This window comes from Roseovarius conchicola (assembly GCF_041403425.1).
Lineage (GTDB): Bacteria > Pseudomonadota > Alphaproteobacteria > Rhodobacterales > Rhodobacteraceae > Roseovarius > Roseovarius conchicola.
The window spans coordinates 440,841-455,455 of sequence record NZ_JBGEHK010000002.1 but is presented as its reverse complement, the minus strand read 5'-3'; the positions used below and the strand labels follow the sequence as shown (position 1 = coordinate 455,455).

At 59.2% G+C, this 14,615-nt stretch carries 14 protein-coding genes; 12 read left to right on the top strand and 2 right to left on the bottom strand.

Annotation, left to right across the window (positions count from 1 at the left end; genetic code table 11):
- Positions 1 to 5: 5 nt before the first annotated feature.
- The 7 genes from glcE (at position 6) to V6N02_RS08090 (ending at position 5,632) form a co-directional block, all read left to right on the top strand.
- Positions 6 to 1,142 (top strand): glycolate oxidase subunit GlcE, encoded by a 1,137-nt coding sequence (gene glcE / locus V6N02_RS08120; protein ID WP_371225027.1) that lies wholly within the window; start codon positions 6 to 8, stop codon positions 1,140 to 1,142.
- On the top strand, positions 1,139 to 1,504 hold the full coding sequence (locus V6N02_RS08115) for a hypothetical protein (protein ID WP_371225026.1): 366 nt from the start codon (positions 1,139 to 1,141) through the stop codon (positions 1,502 to 1,504). The genes glcE and V6N02_RS08115 overlap by 4 nt, the downstream gene beginning before the upstream one ends.
- Positions 1,505 to 2,797 (top strand): glycolate oxidase subunit GlcF, encoded by a 1,293-nt coding sequence (gene glcF, locus V6N02_RS08110; RefSeq protein ID WP_371225025.1) that lies wholly within the window; start codon positions 1,505 to 1,507, stop codon positions 2,795 to 2,797. It begins immediately after the preceding gene.
- A gap of 75 nt (positions 2,798 to 2,872) precedes the next feature.
- The gene (locus V6N02_RS08105; protein WP_371225024.1) at positions 2,873 to 3,676 is read left to right on the top strand and encodes a trypsin-like serine peptidase; all 804 of its coding nucleotides are present in this window, start codon (positions 2,873 to 2,875) and stop codon (positions 3,674 to 3,676) included.
- Positions 3,676 to 4,500 carry a trypsin-like serine peptidase gene (locus V6N02_RS08100; protein ID WP_371225023.1) on the top strand — a complete coding sequence of 275 codons (825 nt, stop codon included), beginning with the start codon at positions 3,676 to 3,678 and terminating at the stop codon, positions 4,498 to 4,500. Before V6N02_RS08105 ends, V6N02_RS08100 begins: the two co-directional genes overlap by 1 nt.
- A 131-nt stretch (positions 4,501 to 4,631) precedes the next feature.
- Positions 4,632 to 5,099: an Hsp20 family protein gene (locus tag V6N02_RS08095; RefSeq protein ID WP_371225022.1), complete on the top strand. Its 468-nt coding sequence runs from the start codon at positions 4,632 to 4,634 to the stop codon at positions 5,097 to 5,099.
- 125 nt (positions 5,100 to 5,224) lie between these two features.
- Positions 5,225 to 5,632 (top strand): GFA family protein, encoded by a 408-nt coding sequence (locus V6N02_RS08090; RefSeq protein ID WP_371225021.1) that lies wholly within the window; start codon positions 5,225 to 5,227, stop codon positions 5,630 to 5,632.
- A gap of 59 nt (positions 5,633 to 5,691) precedes the next feature.
- Here the strand turns inward: V6N02_RS08090 and V6N02_RS08085 are convergent, their stop codons facing one another.
- Together V6N02_RS08085 and V6N02_RS08080 are read right to left on the bottom strand one after the other, a co-directional pair.
- Positions 5,692 to 7,731 (bottom strand): vWA domain-containing protein, encoded by a 2,040-nt coding sequence (locus tag V6N02_RS08085; RefSeq protein ID WP_371225020.1) that lies wholly within the window; start codon positions 7,729 to 7,731, stop codon positions 5,692 to 5,694.
- A complete protein-coding gene (locus tag V6N02_RS08080) occupies positions 7,728 to 8,264 on the bottom strand; it encodes an RNA polymerase sigma factor (protein WP_371225019.1) in 537 nt (178 codons plus the stop codon). Before V6N02_RS08080 ends, V6N02_RS08085 begins: the two co-directional genes overlap by 4 nt.
- A gap of 204 nt (positions 8,265 to 8,468) precedes the next feature.
- On the opposite strand from V6N02_RS08080, the gene V6N02_RS08075 reads away from it, so the two are divergent.
- The 5 genes from V6N02_RS08075 to V6N02_RS08055 all read left to right on the top strand — a co-directional run bounded on the left by V6N02_RS08075 (position 8,469) and on the right by V6N02_RS08055 (position 14,411).
- Positions 8,469 to 9,320, top strand: coding sequence for a flagellar motor protein MotB (locus tag V6N02_RS08075; RefSeq protein ID WP_371225018.1), 852 nt, complete (start codon positions 8,469 to 8,471; stop codon positions 9,318 to 9,320).
- 162 nt (positions 9,321 to 9,482) lie between these two features.
- A complete protein-coding gene (locus V6N02_RS08070; RefSeq protein WP_371225017.1) occupies positions 9,483 to 10,793 on the top strand; it encodes a flagellar hook protein FlgE in 1,311 nt (436 codons plus the stop codon).
- A gap of 43 nt (positions 10,794 to 10,836) precedes the next feature.
- Positions 10,837 to 12,288, top strand: coding sequence for a flagellar hook-associated protein FlgK (flgK, locus tag V6N02_RS08065; RefSeq protein ID WP_371225016.1), 1,452 nt, complete (start codon positions 10,837 to 10,839; stop codon positions 12,286 to 12,288).
- A gap of 3 nt (positions 12,289 to 12,291) precedes the next feature.
- Positions 12,292 to 13,302: a flagellin gene (locus V6N02_RS08060; RefSeq protein WP_371225015.1), complete on the top strand. Its 1,011-nt coding sequence runs from the start codon at positions 12,292 to 12,294 to the stop codon at positions 13,300 to 13,302.
- Entirely contained in the window at positions 13,299 to 14,411 is a 1,113-nt protein-coding gene (locus V6N02_RS08055) for a flagellar basal body P-ring protein FlgI (RefSeq protein WP_371225014.1), read from the top strand. The genes V6N02_RS08060 and V6N02_RS08055 overlap by 4 nt, the downstream gene beginning before the upstream one ends.
- The last annotated feature ends 204 nt before the right edge of the window (positions 14,412 to 14,615 follow it).

Below are 14,615 nucleotides of genomic sequence, written 5' to 3'. Positions count from 1 at the left end.
ATCCGATGACCCCCAAGACCGAGACCGAACTGGCCGAGATCATTCGCACGGCAAATGCTCCGCTGAACATTCGCGGCGGTGGCACGCGGCCGATTGGCCACACGGTTACCGGCGAGGTGTTGAGCACCAGCGCCATGACCGGCATCCAGCTTTATGAACCTGGTGCACTTACCCTTGTGGTACGCACAGGCACGCCGGTCGCCGAGATCGAAACAGCGCTTGAGGCCGAGGGCCAGCGCCTTGCCTTCGAGCCGATGGACCACCGCGGGCTGCTGGGCACTTCGGGCACACCAACGATTGGTGGCGTGGTGGCTGGAAATGTCTCGGGACCGCGCCGGATTCAGGTGGGTGCTCTGCGGGATTTCCTTCTGGGCGTGCGTTTCGTCGACGGGGCTGGGAACGTGATCAGCAATGGTGGACGGGTGATGAAAAACGTCACTGGTTATGATCTCGTTAAGTTGATGGCGGGCAGTTATGGCACCTTGGGCGTACTGACCGAGGTGTCGCTGAAGGTTTTGCCCAAGTCGCAGGCCACCGGCGTTTTACTTTTTGAGGGCCTCAGCGATACCGACGCCGTGTCCGCCTTGTCCAAGGCGTTGTCCTCCCCTTACGAGGTGACGGGTGCGGCGCATTTGCAAAAAGGCATGGACGGCAGCCCGGTAACGATGATCCGGCTGGAAGGGTTTGAAAACTCTGTCGCCTATCGGGGGGGAGAGCTGTCAAAACTGTTGGCTGATTTCGGCGCACCAACATTTGAAACAGATGCCACCAAGACCACTGAGGGTTGGCGCTATGTGCGGGATGTGGCGCCGTTTCACGACCGGAACGGGGCCGTCTGGCGGTTGTCGGTAAAACCCACTGATGCCCCGGGGATTGTCGCCAGCATGCCGGGATGTGAAGCCCTTTATGATTGGGGCGGCGGGTTGATCTGGCTGTTGGTGCCGTCTGAGGTTGCTCTGGATGGCGCGACACTGCGCGCGCATCTGGCGGAAACCGGCGGGCATGCCACGCTGATCCGAGGACAAGACCCCGATGTATTCCAGCCGCAACCCGCCCCATTGGCGCAACTCCAAAACGGGCTGCGTGACAGGTTCGACCCCAGAGGCCTGTTGAACCCCGGCCTGATGGGACAGGCGGCATGATCACCGCAGTGGTCTATCTCGTCAGCTTTGTCGCTGGCCCGGTGATCTTTTGGGGGCTGGCCCGTCGGTGCCCGTCGCGGGGATATTTCACGCTGCTTTGCGTGATCGCGCTGACCCTGATGGTGGCGGCTAATGTCGTGCCGAAGCTGGCCGCAATCGAGGGCGATACCTCGGCCTACCCGGCACTGACAAAAGTGTTGATGCTTTGGCTGGGCTGGATCGTTGTTGTCGCCCTGTGCTTTCTGGCCCTGCGCGAACGCCTGCCCCCAGGCACGGCGCATCGCGGGGCCTTTGCCATTGGCGCCATGGCCACCACCCTGCCCTGGTTCGGGCTTTACGCGGCACAGATAGTGACAGAATAGATGAAAACCGAATTCACCCCAGACCAGCTCAAAGACCCGGCCATTGCGCGTTCGAACGAGATTTTGCGCTCTTGCGTGCATTGCGGTTTCTGCACCGCGACCTGTCCCACCTATCAGGTGCTGGGGGACGAGTTGGACAGTCCGCGCGGCCGGATTTACCTGATCAAGGACATGCTTGAGAACAACCGCGATCCGGACGCCAAGACGGTCAAACATATTGACCGCTGCCTCAGCTGTCTGGCCTGCATGACCACCTGCCCCTCGGGCGTGCATTACATGCATCTGGTGGATCACGCGCGTGAGTATATCGAGCAGCGCCACAAGCGCCCGTTCATGGACCGTATGTTGCGCTGGACACTTGCACGAATTCTGCCCTACCCCACCCGCTTCCGCATTTCTCTTCTGGGGGCCAAGATCGGCAAGCCGTTCGCCCGGCTGATGCCCGATGCGCGGCTTCGTGCAATGCTGGAGATGGCCCCCAAGACGATCCCTCCGGTCAGCCGGAATGACGACCCGCAAAGCTTCCCGGCCAAAGGTGATCGCAAGATGCGCGTCGCCCTGATGACGGGCTGTGCGCAAAAGGCGCTGGATACTGATATCAACGATGCCACGATCCGGCTTCTGACCCGACTGGGCTGCGAGGTGGTGGTGGCCAAGGGCGCGGGCTGTTGCGGTGCGCTGACCCATCACATGGGCAAGACCGAGGAAAGCCACGGCACCGCTGGCAAGAACGTGCGCGCATGGGCGTCTGAAATGGACGCGGGTGGGCTGGATGCCATCGTGGTAAACACCTCGGGCTGCGGTACAACGGTCAAGGATTACGGCCATATGTTCCGCAATGGACCGTTGGCCGGGGACGCCGCGCGCGTGTCCGAGATCACCATGGATGTCTCGGAACTTCTGATGAAGCTGGACATCCCCGAGGGTGCGCCAAAAGACCTCAAAATTGCCTATCACGCGGCCTGTTCGCTGCAGCATGGTCAACAGATCAAAACCGCTCCCAAGGATCTGCTGAAACGCGTCGGGTTTGAGGTGGTCGAGCCGGCAGATAGCCATTTATGTTGCGGCAGTGCGGGCACCTACAACCTGATGCAGCCTGCGATTTCCAAGCAGTTGAAAGACCGCAAGGTGCGTACGCTTGAGGCCAAAACCCCGGATATCATCGCGGCGGGCAATATCGGCTGCATGATCCAGATTGGCGGGGGCACGGAGGTGCCGGTTGTCCATACGGTCGAACTGCTGGACTGGGCCACGGGCGGGCCGAAACCGGCCAAGCTGAACGGGACCATCTAAACCCTTCCAAACGCCGCAATTCTGCCTAAAATCGCTGCTAATCCGACCCGGCAATTAAATAGTATCGGAATTCTTATGCGGTCTGCGTTTCTATCTCTTATTTTGGTGTTTGCCGCGTCGGCTGGGTGGAGCAACGATACCGATTTGAAGGCATTGGAAACGGGCGATGACACGCGCGGCTGGGAGGCGGTTGGGCGGCTCGATATTGACGGGCGTGGGTTTTGCACCGGTGCGATGATTGCCCCCGATCTGGTTTTAACGGCGGCTCATTGCCTTTATGACAGCGACACCGGCCAACGGATCGACCATAGCAAGATCGAGTTTCTGGCCGGATGGCGCAATGGCCGTGCATCGGCCTATCGCTGGGTACGCCGTGCTGTCACCCATCCCGATTTTCACTATGAAGGAGGCGAGGTCGAGGACCGGACGCGCAATGATGTTGCCCTGCTTGAGCTGCATCACCCGATCAACAACACCTCGGTCACCCCGTTCAAAACTGATGTCCGCCCGCGCAAAGGTCAACGCATCGGCGTAGTCAGCTATGCACGGGACCGTTCCGAAGCCCCGTCGCTGCAGGAAGTCTGCAACGTAATGGCACGTCAGCGCGGGGTCCTGATCACCTCGTGTGATGTGAATTTTGGCTCGTCCGGGGCACCGATCTTTTCGTTTGAAAGCGGCGAGCCGCGCGTTGTCTCGGTGATTTCCGCCATGGCCGAGGTCGATGGCAAGAAAGTGTCACTGGGCACGCAGCTGGAACGCCCCTTACAGGTTCTGCGCGATGAATTGGCCGCCGGGTACGGTGTCTACCAGGACCCGGCTCCGTCCATGTTCTCGGCCGGGAAAGAACGCAGCACGGGGGCGAAATTCGCCAAGCCCTGATGCGCCGGTTTCACCATATCGTTTTTGCTGCACTTGCGGTCCTGATTGTCGCGATCCCTGCTGTCCCGCTGAGTGCTGGCAATGGTCTGATCCGATTGACTGATCGCGATGATCTCTTTGGATGGGAAGGGGTCGGGCGCGTCGATATCAAAGGGGGTGCATATTGCACCGGAGTGCTGATCGCCCCCAACCTGGTGCTGACCGCCGCGCATTGCGTTTATGATCCACAAGGTCGTCTCAGAGCAGCAGACAGCCTGATGTTCCGGGCCGGTTTGGCCGACGGGCAGGCGCTTGCGGAACAACCCGTCAGGCGCATTGCCGCCCATAAAAGTTTCGACCCGCGTGTGTCCTTCGGCACACGAACCATCCGCTATGATGCCGCCTTACTGGAACTCGCCGCACCCATCCCAACATCGGTTGCCGATCCGTTTATCCTGCAGAAACATGCGGGCAAGGGTCAGGATGTCAGCGTTGTGTCCTATGGCCGTGGCCGGGATGAGGCCTTGTCATGGCAACGCGAATGTTCAGTTCTGGGGCGTGCAGAGGGGCTGATCGCCTTTGATTGCAACGTCACCTATGGCTCGTCCGGGGCACCTGTTTTCGTGCGCGAGGGGGGCCGCGCACGCATTCTGACCCTGATCAGCGGCGGCGAAGTGAAGGATGGCCCGCGCATGGCCTTTGGTATGGATTTGCCACCTCTTCTGGATCAGCTCAAACGAGACCTACGGGCGATGCCCAAAGCAACCGCGTCATCGACCGGCCTGCGCCGCGTCAAGATCGGTGAAGGCGGCACTGCATCGGGTGCGAAATTCGCCAAACCCTGAGGGTCTTGACACCTCCTTAGCTACTTCCCAAATAAAGGGGGTCCGGCGCTGCACAGGTGGGCCGGGCGCAAACCGCCTGTCCCATGCTGGGAAGGCATCAACATATGTTATCGCTCAATGGAGGATGACCCATGCGTAACTTTGATATGGCCCCGCTGTACCGGGCCACTGTTGGCTTTGATCAGATCGCAGACATGATGGACCGTGTTTTGTCCAGCGATGTCAGTCAACCAACCTACCCCCCTTACAACATTGAAAAGACCGCCGATGATGCGTATCGCATCTCGATTGCCGTGGCCGGTTTCGCTGACGAGGATCTGGGCGTTGAGGTCAAGGAAGGGCAGTTGATCGTAACGGCCCGCAAACAGGCCGAAGAAAACGAGCGGACTTTCCTGCATCGCGGCATTGCCACCCGCGCGTTCGAGCGCAAATTCCAGCTGGCTGATCATGTGCGCGTCACCGGCGCGGCGCATGCCGATGGCATGCTGCATATCGACCTGGTGCGCGAAGTACCCGAGGCCCTGAAACCCCGCCGGATCGAGATTGCCAGTGGCAAAGCGATCGAAAAAGACGTGGTGGACGCCAAAGCGGTCAATTAACTACATCTGAACCCGTGCGAAAGGCCCAGAGTATCCTCTGGGCCTTTTTCATTTCCGCAAGCTAAGGTAACACGTCAGCGTCATGCGCGCATGCGCGGCTTGTTTGAGACCGGAAGGGCGGCCAAATGGATCAAGGTAGCCAGATAACAGGGGGATGCATGTGTGGGGCGGTGCGCTATGAGGGGCACGGTGACCCGCTACATATCGGCTACTGCCATTGTCGGAGCTGCCGCCATCACAGTGGCGCGGCTGTTGCTGGCATGCTGGTGTTCAAACAAGACAAAGTCTCTCTCACCAGCGGGCATCTCAGTATCTATCAGTCATCTCCAGGGGTTGAACGCGGCTTTTGTGGCCGGTGCGGATCCAGCCTGAGCTGGACCCGCGAGAACTTGATTTCGCTGCATATAGGTTCGCTGGACAACCCCGACGCGTATCCTCCAACATTGCATTGGCGCTTTGAGGAACGTTGCCCTTGGTACGATGATGCAAACGATCTGCCTCACGAAACGATGATTTATCCAGATCCCGATTAGTGACTGGCAAAGACCCAGAGATTGGCTCTGGGCCTTGCCGCTTACACCGAATCTTCGCTCTATTCCGCCAAACTCTGTGCCAACCGCATGAGCCGCACCGCTTCGACGCGATAGCCATAGGCGTCTTCGCCCCGCGCACCATTGGCCAATTCAATCGCCTGCTCGTACCCCCAGTCGCCAAGGTATACGCTATCCTGCAAAAGTTGCCCGAACCCGGCGATGGCCATGGCAAAGCGCATGTCATCACTGGCTTCTCCACTGCTGATGCGGAAGGGGCGCTCGATCAACTGGCTGGTGGCCTCGCCCGGTTCCTTGTAACGCAGTTTCAGATAGCCCAGCTCACCCGTGGTGATCATCGGTTCCTCGGGCTGATAGCGCAGCGGATCGGACAGGCGCGCGGGGCTGCCTACCGGGGTGATCTCGTAGAGCGCGGTCACCGAATGCCCGGCCCCGATATCGCCCGCATCCACGCGGTCATTGTTGAAATCCTCGCGGTTCAGGGCGCGGGTTTCATACCCGATCAGGCGGTATTCAGCGACCTCGGCGGGGTTGAATTCGACCTGAATCTTCACATCATTGGCAATCGGAAACAGCGCGCCCGACACCTGATCAACCAGCACTTTCTGCGCCTCGCTGAGTGTATCAATGAACGCCGCCTGCCCGTTGCCGTTCTGCGCCAACGCCTGCATCGTGGCATCATCCAGATTGCCCCGGCCAAAGCCCATGACAGAAAGGTAGGTGCCGCTCTCGCGCTTGTCGGCGATGTAGTCTTTCAACGCTTCGGGATCGGACAGGCCAACATTGAAATCGCCATCCGTGGTCAGGATCACGCGAGTGACCTCGCCCTCTTCGGCCATGCCATCGGCCACGCTATAGGCCTGTTGCAACCCGGCCTGTCCGGCGGTCGATCCGCCCGCCTCCAGCCGGTCCAGCGCGCCGAGGATCGTGTCCCGTTCGGTCGCGGCGGTGGGTTCCAACACCTGCCCGGCACTGCCCGCGTAGGTGACAATCGCCACCTGATCCTGCGCGGTCAGTTTCGACAGCATCAAGGACAAGGATTGTTTCAGCAGGGGCAGCTTGTTGGGTTGGTTCATCGATCCGGATGTGTCGATCAGGAACACCAGATTCAGCGGCGGGCGGTCCTCAATGGCGGGCTTTTCGCCCTGAATGGCGATGTGCACCAGTTGCGTATCGGGGTTCCAGGGCGTTTGCGTGACGCGCACTGTGGGTTGGAACGGCGCACCGTCCGCATCGGGGGCAGGGTAGTCATAGGGGAAATAGTTTACCATTTCCTCGATCCGCACCGCCCCTGCGGGCGGCAGTTGCCCGTTGGTCAGGGAAGACCGCACAACCGCATAGGAGACCGTGTCCACGTCGATGGAAAAGGTCGAGGTCGGCTCTTCGGCGGTGATCTTCAGAGGGCTGGCGTCGGCTTCGGGGAACGCCTCGGTATCGGCTTCGGGTTGCAGAATGACATCGTCGTCAATCGGGGCTGGCCGCTGCAGTTCACTCGTGGCTTTCCTTGAGGCCTGCGGCGCGGCTGTACCGGGTGCGATCTCAGCCAAGGCCTCGGGGGCTGCATTCAGAGCAGTCCGGCCAGAATACCCATCATCCGCATCAGCCAGACCCTGATCCCGACTGCGCGCAAATTCGCCCCGCAAGCTGGAGGTGTCATCCTTGCGCAGGCCCTCTGGCTTGGGCGTGGGCAGAGCCATCGGTTCGGTTTCGGTAATCGCCTCACGAACCTCATCTGTTGCGACCGCTTCTTCCTGCACGACCATGGGTTTGGGCGTGGAGCTAAAGTCATATCCTTCCGGGCCTTGCTGCCAATTGGGGATAACGGCCAGCATGCCAACAGCAACAATCGCGGTGGTCGCCGTCAAAGCGGCACGGGGGTTCAGGGCATTCAACATCTGTCTTACTCCTCTACTCCACCCCGTTTTGGGGTGTTCAGAGGTAAGACGCGTCCCATCGCGGCTTTCTTGGAGATCCGCGAAATTTTTCCGGGCCAGCGCGATGTCCGCCGCCTTTTTCGCGGCGTCGGGCGCAGGCGTTGCAGCCTTCATAGCGGCTTTCAGATCATCAAGCTCGTCGGTCATATCTGATCCTCTTTCTCGCGCAGGGCGCGCAAGTGTTTCTTTGCCTCAGAGATGCGCCAGCTGACCGTACCGGGCGAGATGCCCAGCACCTCGGCGGCCTGATCATGGGTGGCGTCATCCAACACCAGGGCCAGCGTATCGCGCAGATCGTCGGGCAAGGCGCGCATGGCCTCAGTCAACCAATCCAGCGCCTCGGCGGTGTCGTCGTTGGCAGCCCGGCGATCCACTTCCCAATCGCCCCAGCCGGTGGCATGGCGCGCATGGGTCGCGGCCCGGCGGCGACGGTCATGCGCGGCATTGACCACCACGCGCCAAAGCCATGTGGTGAACCTGGCCGCGCCGCGATAGCTGTTCAGCTTGGCAGGCAGCGCAGCACAGATATCCTGGGTCAGGTCCTCGGCCTGATCACGCACGCCCGTCAGACGAAAGGCCAGCCGGAACACACCATCATAATGCCGCTCAAGCAGCAGGGCGAAGGCATCGCCATCCCCTTCGGCCGCGGCATGGGCCAGGTTTTCGTCACTCACAGTCATGCGCATCACGATTGTAGGACGCGCGCCAGAGGTCAATCCTTGGCGCGGGTGGCAAATTCGTTTTCACGATGCCGATTATAGTGATCGCAAAGGCCAATATAGGCTGATGACTCCCAGGTATTTCCACACAAGTTTATTCGTTAAGTCGCCCGTAACCCTTTGTCTCTAACTCTGGCACTTGGGTGAGTTAAATAGGTGGTGGAGATGAGCGCGCACAACAATGTCGCGCCAATCATCATCAAGAAGAAGAAAGTCACTGGCGGTGACGGGCATCATGGGGGTGCCTGGAAAGTCGCCTATGCCGACTTCGTGACGGCAATGATGGCCTTTTTCCTGTTGATGTGGCTTTTGAATGCGACGACAGAGCAACAACGCAAGGGTTTGGCTGATTACTTCAGCCCGACCATTCCGATCAACCGGATTTCCGGTGGTGGGGATGGTGAATTCGGAGGCAGCAGTGTCTTTTCCGAAGAGGTGCTTCCCCAAAATGGCACCGGGGCCACGAACCAGCGTCCAACTGAATCCCAACAGGCCCGTGGCGAGATGGGGGTAAGTGCCGAGGGTGCTGAAGAAGAGAAAGCGGCCGAGACCAAAGCGCTTGAAGAGCTTGAAGAAACCCTGACCGGCCGGGCCGGTGAAAGCACCGTGTCCCGCGAAACCCGCCGTCACATTCTGACACGGGTTACCGATGAGGGGTTGGTGATCGAGATGTTTGACTTGCCGGGTTCGGCACTGTTCCAGCCGGGGACCGATACACCAACGGAGTTGCTGACCGAGCTGGCCGCATTGGTTGCGTCGGTCAGTGCCCTGGTCGAGAACGGCGTTGCCGTCGAAGGCCATACACGGGCCGAACCTGTCATTCTGAAACACAATCCCGTTTGGGATCTATCGACAGCCCGGGCCAATCGGATGCGCCAGATGCTGCAATCAGGTGATCTTGGGCGTGACAGGATTCAGCGGATCACCGGACATGCGGATCGCGAACCTGTGGTCAACAACCCGATGGCGATCCGTAATAACCGGTTGGAGGTGATCCTGCTCAGATCGGACCATTAACGCGCCTCTCCTGTTCCTTGAAATCCCGGTGGAACACTATGATCGTTAAGAAGCAGCCGGATTTTGGGGAAATAGAACGCATTTTATATGTTAGCTCGCTGTTAAAGGCGCGTCTGTAACTGTTTGCATTGAAACCAATCGATGCAGCAGAAAGGCGTATCTATGACAATTTCCTCTTCCTTGAATGCAGGTGTGGCGGGTCTGCAGGCCAATGCGACCCGGCTCGCGGCTATTTCAGACAACATCGCCAATTCCGCGACCTATGGGTACAAACGGGTTGAGGCTGATTTTCAATCCATGGTGATCTCATCGTCTGGCGGCACCTATTCCGCAGGTGGCGTCCGCGCCAGCACACAGCGATTGATTGATCAGAACGGTTCTTTGGTGGCCACGAACAATCCCACTGACCTTGCGGTGCGGGGGCGTGGCATGTTGCCGGTTGCCAAGGCCAGCGAGGTCGAAGTGGGCAATGGGACAGCCCAAATGCTGTTGACCAGCACAGGATCGTTCCGCACCGATGACGAAGGCAAACTTGTCACTGAATCCGGCCTTGTCCTGTTGGGTTGGCCCGCCAATCCCGACGGCACTGTCCCAGAATTCCCGCGTGATACGTCGATCGGGCTGGAGCCTGTTCAGATCAACGTCAATCAGTTGACCGGTGAACCGACAACCCGCATCGGGCTGGGTGTGAACCTGCCTGCCACGGAAACGGATGCGGGCGGCGTTGGCGATCCCGAACAGCTTTCGATCGAGTATTTCGACAATCTCGGCAAATCCGAAAACGTTCAGATTGAGTTCTTGCCCACCGTTCCCGCGACCGGGTCATCCAATGAATGGACGATGACCGTTTCGGATTCGGCCCAGGGCGGTGCCACGATCGGCGAGTACACCCTAACCTTTGACGATTCACAGGCATCGGGTGGCACATTGCTGAGCGTCGCCACAGTGGGCGGGTCTCCGGGTGGCACCTACGACCCTGTAACCGGCAGCGTGATCGTCAATGTTGCGGGCGGTCCGATGGAGATCAACATCGGCCAGATCGGAGCAAATGACGGATTAACACAACTGTCCGATACCTTCGCGCCACTGTCCATCTCGAAGGATGGCTCGCCTGTGGGCAATATGACCTCGGCGCAGGTGGACGAAAACGGCTTTGTCTATGCCTCTTTCGACACCGGGCTGACGCGGATCATCTATCAGGTACCCCTGGTCGACTTGCCTAACCCCAACGGCATGGTTGCCCTGGATCAACAAACCTATTTGCCATCGCCTGACAGTGGATCCTTCTTCCTCTGGGATGCCGGAGATGGCCCAACCGGTGATGTTGTGTCCTTCGCACGCGAAGAATCCGCCACCGATGTCGCAGGTGAATTGACGGACATGATCCAAACACAACGGGCGTATTCCTCGAACGCCAAGGTGATCCAAACCGTCGACGAGATGTTGCAGGAAACCACGAATATCAAACGATAAGTTTGGCTTCCCACTCCCTTTTGCCTAACAGGAAGGCCCTGTCATGAGTATTTCAAGCGCCCTGTCCAGCGCCGTTAGCGGGCTGACAACCACATCTCGCTCAGCTGATGTTATTTCATCGAACCTGGCGAATGCTCTGACGCCCGGCTACGCTCGCAGACAGCTGGAACTTGAAACGCTTGGCTATGGCATTCCGGGGGTGGCGGTTACCGGCATCACGCGATTGGTTGATCAGGGCATCATCGCGGATCGGCAAAACGCCGGAAGTGAGTTGGCTTATGCTGACACCCGCGCAGGCTTTCTGGCGCAGATCGAGCGCGTCATCGGCACGCCCGATGATCCGGCGTCACTAAGCGGGAGACTGGCCGCATTTGAAGCCGGGTTGGTCACAGCCTCGGCCAGTCCTGATAATCCGGCCAATCTGCAAAACGCAGTATTCCGCGCCGAAGAGTTGGCAAATAGCCTCAACACGGCGGCGTCAGAAATTGAACGTCGCCGCACGGAAGCAGAGGGGCAGATCGCCCGCGCGGTCGACAGCGTCAATACGCTCTTGGGTCAAATTCGGGATGTAAATATCCAGATCGCCCGCCACGGCCCTGCCGATCATCATGCCGCAACCCTTCTGGATCAACGTCAGGCCCTTGTCGATCAGATGTCCGAGTTCATTCCGGTGCGGCAGGTGCCGCGCGACAACGGCACCATTGCTCTTTTCACGCCCGGAGGTGCCATTCTTCTGGATGGAACAGCCGCCACGCTGGAGTTCAATCAATCGAACCTGGTCGCCCCACATATGACCCTGTCCAACGGCCTGCTCTCCGGTCTGTCGATCAACGGTGTCGATGTCCAACCCGCTGGGTCAAGAAGCCCGATCGACGGCGGTCGGCTTGCAGCCTTGTTCAGCGTCCGTGATGATCTGGGCGTTGACATGCAAACCCAGCTGGACGCCGTCACCCGCGACATAATCGAGAGATTCCAACAGGCCGACCTTGATCCCACACGAGCGCCGGGCGATCCGGGCCTGTTCACAGATGCCGGGGCCGCGTTCGACCCGCTGAACGAGATTGGGGTCGCAGGCCGGATCAGCCTCAACACCGCCGTCGATCCTGATCAGGGCGGGGAAACGTGGCGCTTGCGGGATGGGTTGGGCGCTGTCACGCAGGGACCGGCAGGAAATGGGACGTTGCTGTCCCAACTTGCTTCGGTGCTTGGCGCAAGTCAGGCCCTGTCTTCCGGTGATCTTGGTGGCGGGGCACGTTCATCGTCCGGGCATTTTGCGACACTGACATCCCGTCTGGCGCAAGACCGTCTCACGCTGGATCAATCGCTTAGTTTTGCAACGGTAAGGCAGTCTGAGCTGGCTGAATTGGAATTGCAAAACGGCGTGGATTCGGATGCCGAGCTGCAACGTCTTCTTCTGGTCGAGCGGGCCTACAGCGCAAATGCGCGGATGATCCAGACCATTGACGACATGATGCAAACCTTGCTGAGGATCTAACCTATGTCCATGAACTCAATCGGTGATCTTGCCCATACTCTTGCAATGAGCCGTCAAAGTACCTCGCTGAAACAACAGATGGAGCGGCTGACCCAGGAACTGTCGAGCGGTGTTACCACGGATGTCACACGCCATCTTTCTGGCGATTTCATGCAGCTGTCGGACGTCAAGCATAAGCTTGAGTTGCTCGATAGTCATCGCAGTGTCGCCGAGCGGGGCCGTATCGAAACCGGCATCATGCAATCCGCTCTGCAAAAACTTCAGTCCGAGACCGAAACACTGAGCAGTAATGCGCTTGCTGTCGGCTCGTCGCAAACCTCATCCTTGGTTTCTGATTTTGCCGCCGAATCAAGGGGCGCTCTTGGCGCCATGATCTCAGCACTGAACGCCCATGTCGGAGGACGCGCCCTCTTCGCTGGTGATGCTGTGACGTCGTCTCCACTGGCGCCAGTCGCGGATGTGATGGCCGCCCTCAGCGTGGCCGTCTCTGGCGCCGCAACATCCGCTGATATCACCACTGCCCTGGATACTTTCTTTGACACGCCAGGCGGTGATTTTGAAACACTGGCTTACCAGGGCGGCACGGCATCGCGCGCCTCTTATCCTTTGGGTGAAGGCGAATCCGTGACATTGGATCTGCGCGCGGACGATGCAGCGTTTCGCGCTGTCCTGAAACAGGCCGCCATCGGCGCCGTTCTGGATGACCCTGGCACCACCCTGTCAGACATAGATAAACGCGCCCTGACATTGCAGGTGGGGGAAAACCTTCTGTCGGGTCAGGATCGCGTCACCAAAATTCGCGCGGACCTGGGTTTTGCCGAAGGCCGGATTGATCGCGCCGCCAGCAGAATCTCGGCGGAAGTATCCGGACTGAACCTGGTGCAGGCGGAATTGCTCAGCATCGACCCGTATGAGACTGCCTCTGATCTCGAAACCGTCCAATTACGGCTGGAGACGCTTTACACACTCACATCGCGCATGTCGCGCCTCAACCTGGTGAATTTCCTGTCATGATTTTTTCCCGCCTGATCGCGGCCTTCGGCCTCGTCCTCACCCTGATCGCATCGCAAAGCGCCGCCAGCCAGATCCGCATTAAGGACTTGGTCGAGTTCGATGGAGTACGCGGCAACGATCTGGTTGGATATGGGCTGGTTGTCGGCCTCAACGGCACCGGCGATGGCCTTCGCAATGCGCCTTTCACCGAAGAGATCATGTCGAATATCCTCGAACGGCTGGGGGTGAATGTCACCGGTGAACAATTTCGCCCCAAGAACGTCGCGGCCGTTTTCGTGACCGCCAGCCTGCCGCCGTTCTCGCGCGCGGGCAGTCAGATTGATGTGACCGTATCGGCGATTGGCGACGCGAAAAGCCTATTAGGCGGAACTTTGGTGATGACCCCGCTAAACGCCGCCGATGGACAGATTTATGCGGTGTCACAGGGCACGATTATCGCAGGCGGTGCCTTGGCCGAAGGCGAGGCCGCAGGGGTTGTGCAAGGCGTACCAACCTCAGGGGTGATCCCGGCAGGCGCCCGGGTAGAGCGTGAGTTGGATTTTGAACTCGGATCGCTCGACACATTGCGGCTGGCACTGCGTGAGCCCGACTTTACGACCGCCGGACGGATCGAAGCCGCGATTAACCAATCCTTTGGGCGCAACGTTGCAGTGATGCTGGATTCTGGCACCGTCCGTTTGAGCGTCGGCTCTACCAATGCCCGCTCGGCAGCCCATATGATTGGCCGGATCGAAAACCTGCTTGTTCAACCCGAGCGCAAGGCCCGCGTCGTTGTGGATCAACGCTCGGGCACCATCGTGATGGGGCAGGATGTGCGCATCTCTCGCGTGGCCGTTTCGCAGGGCAACTTGACCTTGCGGGTCGAAGAAGCCCCGATCGCTGTACAGCCCAATCCCTTTGCCGAGGGCGAAACCGTCATTGTGCCGCGCACCAATGCACAGATCGAGGAAGAGCCAGGAACCGGGCTGGCCGAGGTGCCTCCGGGAACATCCCTGTCCGAGGTGATCGCGGGCCTGAACGCACTGGGCGTATCCCCACGCGACATGATCGATATCCTGAAGAGCATCAAAGCCGCTGGAGCACTGCATGCCGAGTTCGTCGTGCGATAAAGGGACGGCAAGGATCGAGCTGTTCGGAAGGTTAAAGCTTTTGACCAATGGCCTATCTGTGTATCCGCTCTGCGACAGGCGCAAAAAACTCATCAGATCGTATCAAGAACCAAAAAGCTGATCCCGGCAAACGTTCGACTAGGCGAGTGGAACTTCAATTGGCGATCAGCAACCTGACTTCCCTTATCGGGAGGATCTGGCAAT

Bases quoted from the DNA above. Each gene is read 5' to 3' on its own strand.
- V6N02_RS08105 (WP_371225024.1), top strand. From the start codon at position 2,873: ATGCGGTCTGCGTTTCTATCTCTTATTTTGGTGTTTGCCGCGTCGGCT.
- V6N02_RS08100 (WP_371225023.1), top strand. From the start codon at position 3,676: ATGCGCCGGTTTCACCATATCGTTTTTGCTGCACTTGCGGTCCTGATT.
- V6N02_RS08085 (WP_371225020.1), bottom strand. From the start codon at position 7,731: ATGACCGACGAGCTTGATGATCTGAAAGCCGCTATGAAGGCTGCAACG.
- V6N02_RS08055 (WP_371225014.1), top strand. From the start codon at position 13,299: ATGATTTTTTCCCGCCTGATCGCGGCCTTCGGCCTCGTCCTCACCCTG.
- glcE (WP_371225027.1), top strand. From the start codon at position 6: ATGACCCCCAAGACCGAGACCGAACTGGCCGAGATCATTCGCACGGCA.
- V6N02_RS08070 (WP_371225017.1), top strand. From the start codon at position 9,483: ATGACAATTTCCTCTTCCTTGAATGCAGGTGTGGCGGGTCTGCAGGCC.
- glcF (WP_371225025.1), top strand. From the start codon at position 1,505: ATGAAAACCGAATTCACCCCAGACCAGCTCAAAGACCCGGCCATTGCG.
- V6N02_RS08080 (WP_371225019.1), bottom strand. From the start codon at position 8,264: ATGACTGTGAGTGACGAAAACCTGGCCCATGCCGCGGCCGAAGGGGAT.
- V6N02_RS08090 (WP_371225021.1), top strand. From the start codon at position 5,225: ATGGATCAAGGTAGCCAGATAACAGGGGGATGCATGTGTGGGGCGGTG.
- flgK (WP_371225016.1), top strand. From the start codon at position 10,837: ATGAGTATTTCAAGCGCCCTGTCCAGCGCCGTTAGCGGGCTGACAACC.
- V6N02_RS08095 (WP_371225022.1), top strand. From the start codon at position 4,632: ATGCGTAACTTTGATATGGCCCCGCTGTACCGGGCCACTGTTGGCTTT.
- V6N02_RS08075 (WP_371225018.1), top strand. From the start codon at position 8,469: ATGAGCGCGCACAACAATGTCGCGCCAATCATCATCAAGAAGAAGAAA.
- V6N02_RS08060 (WP_371225015.1), top strand. From the start codon at position 12,292: ATGTCCATGAACTCAATCGGTGATCTTGCCCATACTCTTGCAATGAGC.
- V6N02_RS08115 (WP_371225026.1), top strand. From the start codon at position 1,139: ATGATCACCGCAGTGGTCTATCTCGTCAGCTTTGTCGCTGGCCCGGTG.